This is a genomic window from Gimesia maris (assembly GCF_008298035.1).
In the GTDB taxonomy this organism is placed as follows: Bacteria; Planctomycetota; Planctomycetia; order Planctomycetales; family Planctomycetaceae; genus Gimesia; species Gimesia maris.
Map to the genome: position 1 here is coordinate 5,062,650 of NZ_CP042910.1, position 12,351 is coordinate 5,075,000.

A 12,351-nucleotide genomic window follows, 5' to 3' on the forward strand; every position below is an offset into this window, starting at 1 on the left:
AATATTATCCCAAGGAGATTACCCGTTCTACTGTAAACTCGCAAGTGGCGCAGCAATTCAGATTTGCGATTCGCAATAGAATCAACTTCGGTTCTGCTATAATTTCTGTATCGCGAAACATGCGGAGAAACACCTTCACAAAAATGTGACTCAACCAGAATAATTTTCTTAACATCTAAAGCCCTAAGTCCTCAGTACAGGAAGGCTTACAGAAGATTTCTCAAATCCAACAGATCCGGGTTCAAAAAAGAACGGATTCTCTCCGTCCGGTTTTGCCTTGAGCGTACGAATATCAGTATGGACCTGTCCCTGGAAACACAATTTGCTGCAGACTCCCCAATGAATCAGATCCCCCATGAACAATTTGTTTCTCTGCTGGCGCGACATCACAATCTGATTCGCGGATTTATTGGAACATTACTCCCCCACCAGACAGACGCTGACGACGTGTTTCAGCAGACCTGCCTGGTGCTGTGGAGAAAATGGGATACATTCGACGAGACTCAGAGTTTTTCCTCCTGGGCCTGCGGGATCGCCTTTTATGAAGTGAAGAACTTCCAACGGGTCCAGAGCCGGGATCGGCACTATTTTTCTGATGAAATCCTCTCACTCATCGCTGCACAACAATCGTCATCACTGACTGAAAGCGAACACAGGCAGCGGATTTTGCAGAACTGTATTCAAAAGCTGGATGCCGAAAGCCGTAAACTCATCCAGGACTGCTATCACGCTGACATCAGTATTAAAGAATTGGCCGAGCAGACAGGACGTTCCTGTGATGCACTCTATAAGAAACTATCACGTCTGCGACTGAAACTGATGGACTGCATGCAACAGACACTCCACTCTGCGGAGATGGGATCATGAACCAGAACCCCACACCCGACAACCAGACGATTCTTCTGATTGACGCCTTCCTGCAGGGCACCATCAGCGACCAGCAACAGGCAGAACTGGAACGGCTGCTCGCATCTGATTCTGAGCAGCGCCAACTTTATATCGACTATATGCAGGTCCATAACGGACTCACTACCTGGACTAACGAAACAACAGAACCTGCGGACTGGGTTCCTCAACCAGTTTCACAAGCTCATCCCTCCCGACTGAGATCTCCCCGTTTTCTGCTAATGCTGGTCTCTTCACTGGTCGCAGCGACACTCCTGCTTTCACTGGCTTACTATGCCGGCTGGAATACCCGGGCAGACTCATCGTCTGCCATCGCTGAATCATCGATTGATCAACCAGCCGATGAAACCTCTCAACCACAGACGGATCATATTGCCCTGTTAACACAGGCAGTCGGCGTCGAATGGGACACCAACCGAAATCTGCAGGCTGGTGCCGGCCTCTCTGCCGGCTGGCTCAAACTGAAACAGGGAACGATTCAGGTCGAACTGATCAGCGGCGCTTCGATTCTCATCGAAGGTCCTGCAGCAGTAAAACTGATCTCACCGCTCAAAGCATTCTGCCAATTTGGAAAAGTTCGCGCGTCTGTCCCCGAACAGGCGCACGGCTTCACGATGGAAACATCCCGGTTGAACGTGGTTGACCTGGGAACAGAATTTACGCTCTCACTCGATCAGTCCGGCAGCGGACAGGTACAGGTCATCGACGGCAAGGTAGAACTGCATTCCACTGACAGTCAGTCAACACCTGCGAATGTTCAAAGTTTAACCACCGGCGAAGGCGTGCAGTTCAATCAGCGGGGCACGATAGATCGACTCCAGGAAGCCATCCTGCCTTTAATCAATCCGGAAGAACTGTCTCAACTGGTAGAACAGCAGCAGACACAGCAGTTTGAACGCTGGCAGAAACAGAATGCCTTACTGAAGGCTGATCCTTCTATCGTCGCTTATTATGATTTCGAAGAGTCCTCCAACTGGCTCCGCACCCTGAATAACAAAAGTCAGCAGAAACCAGCATCGTCGTCCCATGGGGCCATTGTCGGTTGCCAGTGGACGTCGGGTCGCTGGCCACAGAAACGCAGCCTGGAATTTAAACGGACCAGTGACCGGGTGCGTACTCATATTCCCGGAGAATATCAGTCGCTGACCTTCATGGCCTGGGTCCGCATTGAAGGCTTTGACCGCTGGCTCAGTTCGCTGATGCTGACCGACGGCTACAACGACGGCAATCCGCACTGGCAGCTCAGTGACAAAGGGGAAATGATTCTGGGCGTGAAAACAGGCCCCGGCAAAAACTATTTTTCTCCCGTCGTTTTGCAGCCCACTGACCTGGGACGCTGGATCTTTCTGGTCACCGTTTACGATCATCAGAAACAGGAAGTCGTGCACTACCTGGACGGCGTTGCGGTCAGCCATCATGAAATTGAAAATCCGATTCCCCTGGTGATCGGCCCCGCTGAGATCGGTAACTGGCGACCGCAGGAACACTCGGGCGCCCACTCTATCCGCAGCTTAAACGGACGTCTGGATGAATTCGCGTTATTCGGCCGTGCGTTATCTGCTGACGAAATATTGCAGTTGTATCAGTCGGGAAAACCGAATTCCTGATTGATTTCTCTCACCAATTGTTGTGTCATAATAATAATCGACGATCACTCCCTGAATTCTCACCAGCAGAAACTTCATTACAACGAGGCATTGATGCGAAACCTTCTAATCGCGCTCACGATGATATCGGGATTTGTTTGCACAGGCTCACTCCTGGCGGAGGAAAAGAAAACCGTTCTGCCAGCCGACCATGCCAGGCGCATGCAGCAGGGACTTGATCTCTTCAAAAAAGAAGTCCGCCCCCTGCTCGTTGCCAAGTGCCTGAAATGTCATGGCGGAAAATCGATCAAAGCGGACTTCGATCTCTCCAGTCGTAAAAAACTGCTGGAGAGCGGAATGATTGACAAGACAGCAAAAGACAGTTACCTGATGGCGCTGGTCGAACACCGTGAAGAACCTTATATGCCCCTCAAGGAACCGAAACTCTCTGAAAAAGAGATAGACAGCCTGGCGAAGTGGATCGATCTGGGCGCTCCATTTGACAAACCACTGGCGACATCGGAAACAGCAGATGACGGAGCCATGCAGGTCACCAGCGATGACCGCAAATTCTGGTCGTTTCAACCACTGCATCAGCCTGCTGTCCCAAAGGTGAAACAAAATGAGTGGGCCCACAACAACATCGACCAGTTCATACTTGCGCAACAACAGAAAAAGGGGCTGACTCCGAATGAAGAAGTCAGCAAACGCGTCTATATCCGCCGTGCTTATTTTGATCTGATCGGCCTGCCCCCCACACCTGCTGAAATCGAAGAATTCCTGGCAGACCAGTCTCCCGCTGCCTATGAAAACCTGATCGATCGGCTGCTGGACAGCCCGCATTACGGCGAGCGCTGGGCCCGCCACTGGCTGGACATCGCCCGCTTCGCAGAGAGTCACGGCTTCGAACACGATTACGACCGAAACTACGCTTACCACTATCGCGACTTTGTGATCAAAGCTTTAAACCAGGACATGCCCTACGATCAGTTCGTCAAATGGCAGTTGGCCGGTGATGAACTTGAACCGGACAATCCGCTGGCGCTCATGGCAACCGGATTTCTGGGCGCGGGCGTTTTCCCGACTCAGATTACGGCTAATGAAGTCGAACGCACTCGCTACGACGCACTGGACGATATGCTCAATACAACCAGCCTGGCGATGCTGGGGCTGAGTGTCGGCTGTGCCCGCTGTCACGATCATAAATTCGACCCCATCCCCAGTCATGATTACTATCGGATGCTATCCACATTTACGACCACGGTGCGCACGGAAATCGAACTCGACCTGGACCCTGAAAAATATAAGAAAGACAAAGCAGCATTTGACCAGGCTCACGCACCACTGGTGCAAGCATTACAAGAATATGAAACGGCATCCGTAGAACCGGCATTCCAGAAGTGGCTTCATTCAGGCAAAACAGCGAGCGTGCCACTCGATGAATGGATTGTCCCCGAAGTCATCGGCCACACCTCGAAAGGTAAAGCCCGTTTTGAAAAACTGGATGACGGCTCGGTCCTCGTCAGCGGTCCGAATATCAACCAGGACAATTACACTTTCACGCTGCGTACCAGTGTTCATCCCATTCATTCGATTCGCCTGGAAGCACTCTCGCATCGCTCTCTGCCTAAACAGGGTCCTGGCCGTGCGGTGAACGGGAACTTCTCTTTGACCGCCTTTAAAGTCAAAGCCAAATCCGCTGAGGATAAAAAGGCGACAGCCAAAGATCTCAAACTGACAAACGCCCGTGCGACGCATGAACAGAATCAGACCACGCTTTCAGCCGCCAGCGCCATTGACGGTCAATATGGATCAGGCTGGGCCGTCGACCTGGGAGGCATCGGCAAAGGCCAGGCGGTCATCTTCGATCTGGAAACGCCCCTGGATCAGGCAGGAGAAACTGAGCTGACCATCACCATGTCGTTTACAAACAATGTGAATCACAGCATCGGACGTCCCCGATTTTCTGTCAGCAGTACCACAGCCTCTACAGTCAAAACCGGGAATGGCAGTCCCGAAGCACTTTCACAGGCTCTGCAACTCGTCCAGCAAGGAAAGTCGGAGAAACTGTCCACTGTTCAGAAAGAGATTCTGAAACGTCAGTTCGAACAGCAGGATCCAAAGTGGGTCGCTCTGAAAGAGAAAGTCGAACTGCATCTCAAAATCGAGCCACAACCGGCTTTGACCAAGGTCATGATCTGCAGCGAGGGCCCAGATGTCAAACCGGTTCGACATCATACGCAAGGGAAAGACTTCTTCGAGGAAACCTACCACCTCACAAGAGGAGACACGGATCAGAAAGGCAAAGTTGCCAACCAGGGATTCCTGCAGGTCCTGATGCGTACCCCCAAAAAAGAAGAGTCCTGGCTCAAATCGCCTCCCAAATCGGCATCCACATCTTACCGCCGCGCCTCGCTGGCAGACTGGATGACCGATACCCGACAGGGCGCAGGCGCCCTGCTGGCACGCGTGATGACCAATCGACTCTGGCAACACCATATCGGCACGGGAATCGTGGCTACTCCCAACGACTTCGGTCTGCAGGGAGATCGCCCTACTCATCCCGATTTACTGGAATACCTGGCAAATCAACTCATCAAGCATAACTGGCAGTTAAAGCCACTGCATAAAGACATCATGTTGAGCGCCACTTATCGGCAGTCCACCGATTTCGATCTAGCCAAAGCAAAAATTGATCCGGAGAACAAACTTTACTGGCGACGCTCTCCTCAACGCCTGGAAGGGGAAGTCATCCGCGATGCGATACTTTATGTCGGCGATCAATTGGATCCGACTATGTATGGCCCCGGCTCACTGCAGCAGGAAAACCAGCGACGCAGCATCTATTTCAAAATCAAACGCAGCCAGTTGATTCCGATGATGCAGCTGTTCGATGCGCCCGAAGCACTGGTCAGTATCGGACAGCGTTCCAGCACGACAATCGCACCGCAGGCTTTGCTGTTTATGAATGCCGACTTCATCAGAAAAAGCGCCGGCTCATTCGCAGCACGTCTCCTCAAAGATCATCCGGAATCAATCGAAACAAACATTCAGAAGGCATACCAGATCGCCCTGGGTCGAAATCCAACGGACAGTGAAACCGCGATTTCTCTCGCTTTCATTCAACAGCACCAGGCATCCTATCAGGCGGAGAAGAAACAGGATGCCACCCTGCTGGCATTGACGGATTTCACACACGCATTACTCAGCACAAACGAATTCATTTACCCGAATTAAAAAGACTGAGAGACACCACTGTCCGGGAAACCGTTTTTAAAACGAATTTCATATTGAGAGGCTTTGAGATGAGACCATCATCCAGCGAATTACCGACAATCTCACTGAACCAGTTACTGGCACGACGGCAGTTACTCAAACGCGCTGGCAGCGGTCTGGGAACACTCGGATTGCTCAGTCTCCTTCAGCAGGAGGGTGTACTGGAACAGACAACGGCGGCTCCTTCGATACAGGCCACGAATCCATTGGCACCCAAACCGACACACTTCCCGGCGAAAGCCAAAGCAGTGATCTGGCTGTTTATTAACGGTGGTCCCAGTCAGGTCGATACCTGGGATTATAAACCCGAACTGGAAAAACGGGACGGCGTGGCACTGGAAGGCTTCGACAACAAAACCGGCTTTTTCCAGAATTCGGTTGGCCCGCTCATGAAAAGCCCGTTCAAATTCAAACAGTATGGTGAATCCGGAAAATGGGTGTCCGAGATATTCCCGAACATGGCACAACACGTCGACAAAATGGCGTTCATCCACTCCGGACATACGGAATCAAACAATCACAGTCCGGCCTTATTTATGATGAATAGCGGCCTGCCCAAAATGGGTTACCCCTGTGTCGGTTCCTGGGTGACCTACGGACTCGGTTCTGAAAGCAACAGTCTGCCCGCATTTGTTGTGATGTCCGACCCATTGGGACGAGGGTTGCCTAAAGGACAGAGTCTGAACTGGGGCGCCGGTTTTCTACCCAGCGTCTATCAGGGAACATATTTGCGTCCGACAGGTGAGCCGATTGATAACCTGCAGCCCCCTGCGGTTCTCACCGAAAAAGGACGACAACGTTCGCAACTGGATCTGCTGAAATCGCTCAACCGCCAGCATCTGCAGCAGAATGATAGTGACCAGGAACTGGCAGCACGCATCGAAAGCTTCGAACTGGCCTATCGGATGCAGAGTGCCGCCCCGGAAGCCCTCGATATCGGCCAGGAACCGAAACACCTTCAGGAACAGTATGGCATCGGCAATAAGAAGTGCGAGCATTTTGCCAAACAGTGCCTGATTGCCCGCCGGATGGTTGAACGAGGAACCCGCTTTGTACAGATCTATTCAGGTGGCATGGAAAACCAGCGAAGCTGGGATGGCCATTCCGATATTAAAGGCAACCACAGTGGCTTCGCGGAAGAAACCGATCAGCCGATTGCAGCATTACTGGCTGATCTGGAAGCGCGGGGCCTGCTCAATGAAACCCTGGTGATCTGGGGAGGAGAATTCGGACGGCTGCCGATCGCCCAGAAAGGTGCCACGCCGGGTCGCGATCACAATCCGCACGCTTTCACCACCTGGCTGGCAGGTGGCGGCGTTAAAGCGGGGACCAGCTATGGCGCGACTGATGAAATCGGGTTCAAAGCAGCAGAGAATAAAGTACACGTGAATGATCTCCACGCGACCATCCTCAGTCTGCTGGGTATGGATCATGAAAAACTGACGTACCTCTACAGTGGACGACGATTCCGCCTGACAGATGTGGGCGGCCATGTGATTAATGACATCATCGCATAAATCAGGTCAATCACGACAGATTCTAAGACATTGATTCGTGCGACTTGAACTTTTTTCGATACTCGGAAGGAGAAATGCCCATCAGATTCACAAACTGTTTTGTGAAATAACTCTGGTCATAAAAGCCCGACTCCAGCGCGATTTCAGACACCCTTTTTTCGGTTCTCGTCAGGGATTGACAGGCGGCGTTGATTCTCACACGCAGAATATATTTCTGAGGCGTGATCTGATACAGCTTTTTGAACTTGCGATCAAACTGGCTCACTGACAAATACATCAAGTCGGCCAGATCGGAAATCTGAATCCGTTCCTGATAATGCTCGAGAACATATGCGATGACTTTATCCAGTTCCTGATACGACTGAAACTCGGTGCCGGCCACTTTAATATCACGCAGGACCCCCGCGACACCAATGACTTGGCCACCATCGCCGAAGAGAGGAATTTTACTGCACAGATACCATTTGAGATTTCCGTGACGGTCCGGGATCAACCAGACCTGATTGGGCAGCGGACTGGCGGACTCCATCACGCGTTGATCTTCAGCCACATACTGTTCTGCGAGATCTTTGGGATGAATGTCGAAGTCAGTTTTACCGATGATGTCCTCTTCACGGGGAATCGCGCGGATGTCCATCCAGGTGTGACTGATGTTAATAAAACGTCCCTGGGCATCCTTCGCGAAAAAGTAGGCATCCGGAATGTAATTAAACAGCTCTTCCAGATGGAGCTTGTTATCCAGCCGTTTCAAAAAGTCATCACGGAATTTCTGAGAATCGAACATGCGTAAATAATACAAATTTATGCGTGTTTTCTACAAGACGACATTGATCTGAGCGTCTACGATATGCGAAAATAAACGAATCAGCGTTTTTTTAAGTGAATCCAGCTATTCGTCTATTTTCAATTTCGAAATTGAACCACATTTCAGAGTTGATTTTCGAAGATTCGACTCTGTGTTGAAATCCATTTGATTGGGGTGCATTATGCTGAAGTTTACCGGTCGAGGCACGGCACATACCTGTAGCGGCGTGACACGCAGAGACTTTCTGCAGGTCGGAACGCTGGGCGCCATGGGACTCTCGCTGCCCCAATATCTCGAAGCGAAAGAAAAAGGCCTGGTGGATAAAAAGAACGACAATCGTTCCGCCATCATGATCTTCAACCTGGGAGCCCCCAGTCAATTAGACACCTTCGATATGAAACCGGATGCCCCGGCGGAAATTCGTGGCCCCTTTAAACCAATCAACACCGCATCCCCTGAGATCGACATCTCCGAGATTCTGCCGTTACATGCGAAAGTCGCAGATAAGTTTTCGCTGGTGCGATCCTGTTATCACACGGCAGCTGCCGTCCACGATGCCGGCTGGCAGATGATGCAGACCGGCCGCCTGTTTACCGGCGGAATTAATACACCCCACATCGGTTCGGTCGTTGATTACCTCCGCGGACGAAAAACCGACCTGCCTGCAAACGTTGTCCTTCCCGAAACGATGGGACGCGGCGGTGGAAATCTCCCTAACGGACAGGCGGGCGGCTTCCTGGGGAAAGCGCACGATCCTTTCGCTCTCATGGCAGATCCTTCAAAACCAAATTTTAAAGTTCCTGACATGCTGCCTCCCAAAGAGATTGGAACAGCCCGACTGGAACGACGCAAAAAAATCCGTGAAGTCGTAGATGAAACGATCAATTACTTCGAATCCACTGAAGACGCGAAACTTCTGAACGGGAATTTCCATTCCGCCTACCGGCTGATGACCAGTAAGGAAGCCCGGGAAGCCTTTGATCTTTCAAAAGAACCCAAAAAGGTCCGCGAACGATATGGTATGAACCGCTTCGGTCAATGCTGCCTGCTCGCTCGGCGACTGGTCGAATCCGGCGTGCGGTTTGTCACCATCAATACCTTCCTGACCGTCTTCAATGAAGTGACCTGGGATATCCACGGCTCCAAGCCGTTCACCTCGATTGAAGGTATGAAAAATATTGTAGCACCCATGTATGACCAGGCTTACAGTGCCCTGATCGAAGATTTGTATGATCGAGGCATGCTGGATGAAACGCTGGTCTGCAACGTGGCTGAGTTCGGCAGAACACCCAAAGTCAATCCCGCCGGAGGCCGGGACCACTGGCCTCAATGTTTTACCTGTTACTTCGCCGGCGGTGGGGTTCAGGGCGGACGCGTGGTCGGCAGCAGTGACCCCATTGGCGGTGTTCCCGCTGATCAGCCTGTTTCCCCCGGAGATCTCGCAGCGACCGTATATCATAGCCTGGGTTTTGATTTGCATACGGTTTTACCCGGTCCTTCCGGACGCCCCTTCCCGATTGTGGATGTGGGTAACCATGAAATCCGCGAGCTGTTTTAAGCAATCCTGAGTCAGCGGATCATTCACGCTGATGGTACATAGATTACGCGATTTTACGAATCGTGCAGCGAAGATGGTGGCACCGTCGTCTGATTTGATGACTTGCATTACATCCTTCGATTCCTCACGCGACTTGCAATTATTTTTCCCAAGAGAAGTGCTCGATGTCTTACTCGAAACAAATCAACCGATTCAGTATTCTGATCTGCCTGTGGACCTCGTTCAGCTTCAGTCCGGTTCTGAAATCCGTTTCTGCAGCAGAAACCAGTGATCGAATTGTACTCCTGCCCGAACAGGTTCAGCTTAACAACAAAGTAGCACGGCATGATCTACTGGTCCAGCAGATGACCAATGGTGAAATATCCGGTCCTGTTACAGACAAGGTGACTCTGACTTCGAGTAATCCGGCAGTCGTAAAAATCAGCGGAACGACACTGATCCCGGTCGGTAACGGCACCGCTGCCATCACAGCACGTTCTGGTGACCAGGAAGCTAAAAGCACCGTTTCTGTCTCCGGGATCGAGATTCCCCATGCATGGAGCTTTCGGAATGACGTGCAACCCATCTTAACCAAGGCAGGTTGCAATTCAGGGCCCTGCCACGGTGCACTTGCCGGCAAAGGGGGATTTCGTCTCTCACTTAAAGCCTATGATGTCCTCGGCGATTATTACACGATTGCCAAACAGTCGCGGGGTAGACGGATTGAACTTTCCGATCCCGCACGCAGTCTGTTTCTGATTAAGCCGACGGGTGCCGTCCCCCATAAGGGAGGAGTGCGTTTCGAAACAGATTCCCCCGAATACCGCATTCTGTCAGAATGGATCGCTCAGGGAGCCGCAGCGCCAGAGAAAGCTGATCCTGTCATTGAACGGCTGGAAGTCTTACCAACTCGCTCTGTTCTAACAAATGGACAGACACAACATATTCTGGTACAGGCCCATTACTCAGATCATTCGGTCCGCGATGTGACGCGCTGGACCAGTTTTTCATCAGTCAATGAGAGTGTAGCTTCGGTTGATGCAGCAGGTTTAATCAAAGTCACCGGATACGGCGAAGGAGCGATCGTCTGTAATTACTCCAGCAAAATCGCAATTTCAAAAATCACCTCTCCCTATCCGCAGGAGATTGCTCCTGAAGTTTATGTCAAATCACCCCAAAATAATTTCATCGATGAACTGGTCATCAAACAGTTAAAACGCCTGAACCTGCCCCCTTCACCACAGTCGAATGATACTGACTTCATCCGCCGCGTGTATGTCGATACGATCGGCACTCTGCCCACCCCCGACGAAGTTCAGGCATTTGTCAAAGACCAGAATCCGGACAAACGCAATCAGCTGATCGACCGCCTGCTGGACCGACCGGAATTTATCGACTACTGGACGTACAAATGGTCAGACCTGTTGCTGGTCAACGGTGCCCTCATCCGACCAGAACCTGTGAAAGCTTATCATGCCTGGATTCGCGAACATGTGAAACAGAATACTCCCTGGGATAAAATGGTGCGTGAACTGATCACCTCCCAGGGCAGCAGTATCGAAAACGGGGCCACCAATTTTTATGCCATCCATCAGGATCCGGAATCGATGACAGAAAACGTCAGCCAGGCATTTCTGGGTCTGTCGATTGGATGCGCCAAATGCCATAATCATCCCCTCGAAAAATGGACCAACAACCAGTATTACGCGATGGCAAACTTTTTCTCCCGTGTTCGTGCCAAAGGCTGGGGTGGTTCGCAAAGTGCCGGCGATGGCATTCGCACCCTGTTTGTTGCCACGGAAGGGGATCTGGTGCAGCCACTCACGGGAAAACCACAACCTCCAACCCCCCTGGATGGCACGCCGATCGACATTAACTCACCTGAAGACCGCCGCGTCTACCTGGCTGAGTGGTTGACTTCTAAGAACAACGACTTTTTCAGCCGCGCGATTACCAATCGTGTCTGGGCAAATTATTTCGGCGTAGGACTGGTTGAAGCAGTTGATGACATGCGGGAATCCAATCCGGCCAGTAATGAAGAACTTTTATCCGCTGCCTCCGGTTACCTGGTGGATCATGACTTTGACCTGAAAGCATTGATGAAAGTCATTCTGCGGTCAGCCGCTTATCAGCGCAGCAGTCAGCCCCTGCCCGAGAACAAGGATGAAAAACGCTTTTATTCCCGCTACTACCCCCGTCGCATGATGGCGGAAGTCCTGCTGGATGCGATTTCGCAGGTAACCGATGTCCCTTCAGAATTCACGATGTACTATGAGCCGAACCCCCAGAAAACGGATTTTTATCCCAAGGGAACCCGGGCAATTCAGTTGTACGACTCTTCGGTCATTTCATACTTCCTGAAAACATTTGGTCGCAACGAACGGATGATTACCTGTGAATGTGAACGAACGGAAGAACCGACAATGGTCCAGGTTCTGCATATTTCAAACGGGGATACGATCAACAACAAACTCAAAGACAAAGCCAGCCGCGTCACGAAAATGCTGGAGGCGAAAAAAACAGACAAAGAACTGATCGCAGATATTTATCTGCTCTGTCTTTCCCGCCAACCGACAGCGGCAGAAGAAAGCAAACTGTTGAAACTCCTCCAGGAAACACCGCCTGCGGAAAAACGTCAGGCAGTGGAAGATCTGTTCTGGGGCGTTCTGAGCAGCCGCGAGTTTCTATTTAATCATTAAAATGTTCGCTGCCATTATTCTGATA

7 protein-coding genes are annotated in these 12,351 nt (G+C 51.2%); 6 read left to right on the forward strand and 1 reads right to left on the reverse strand.

What is annotated here, in order from left to right:
* Positions 1 to 339: 339 nt before the first annotated feature.
* From GmarT_RS18630 to GmarT_RS18645, 4 genes are all read left to right on the forward strand, one after another.
* Complete coding sequence (locus tag GmarT_RS18630) at positions 340 to 867, forward strand: sigma-70 family RNA polymerase sigma factor (protein ID WP_002646330.1); 528 nt, start codon at positions 340 to 342, stop codon at positions 865 to 867.
* Positions 864 to 2,513 carry a LamG domain-containing protein gene (locus tag GmarT_RS18635; protein WP_002646329.1) on the forward strand — a complete coding sequence of 550 codons (1,650 nt, stop codon included), beginning with the start codon at positions 864 to 866 and terminating at the stop codon, positions 2,511 to 2,513. Before GmarT_RS18630 ends, GmarT_RS18635 begins: the two co-directional genes overlap by 4 nt.
* A gap of 93 nt (positions 2,514 to 2,606) precedes the next feature.
* Complete coding sequence (locus GmarT_RS29560) at positions 2,607 to 5,729, forward strand: DUF1549 and DUF1553 domain-containing protein (RefSeq protein ID WP_002646328.1); 3,123 nt, start codon at positions 2,607 to 2,609, stop codon at positions 5,727 to 5,729.
* Between the two features lie 68 nt (positions 5,730 to 5,797).
* A complete protein-coding gene (locus GmarT_RS18645) occupies positions 5,798 to 7,285 on the forward strand; it encodes a DUF1501 domain-containing protein (RefSeq protein WP_002646327.1) in 1,488 nt (495 codons plus the stop codon).
* Positions 7,286 to 7,307: 22 nt separating this feature from the next.
* Here the strand turns inward: GmarT_RS18645 and GmarT_RS18650 are convergent, their stop codons facing one another.
* A complete protein-coding gene (locus GmarT_RS18650; protein WP_002646326.1) occupies positions 7,308 to 8,069 on the reverse strand; it encodes an AraC family transcriptional regulator in 762 nt (253 codons plus the stop codon).
* A gap of 202 nt (positions 8,070 to 8,271) precedes the next feature.
* Between GmarT_RS18650 and GmarT_RS18655 the strand changes: the two genes are divergently transcribed.
* Both GmarT_RS18655 and GmarT_RS18660 read left to right on the forward strand, forming a co-directional pair.
* The gene (locus tag GmarT_RS18655; RefSeq protein ID WP_002646325.1) at positions 8,272 to 9,648 is read left to right on the forward strand and encodes a DUF1501 domain-containing protein; all 1,377 of its coding nucleotides are present in this window, start codon (positions 8,272 to 8,274) and stop codon (positions 9,646 to 9,648) included.
* Positions 9,649 to 9,812: 164 nt separating this feature from the next.
* The gene (locus GmarT_RS18660; RefSeq protein WP_002646324.1) at positions 9,813 to 12,326 is read left to right on the forward strand and encodes a DUF1549 domain-containing protein; all 2,514 of its coding nucleotides are present in this window, start codon (positions 9,813 to 9,815) and stop codon (positions 12,324 to 12,326) included.
* Positions 12,327 to 12,351: the final 25 nt, after the last annotated feature.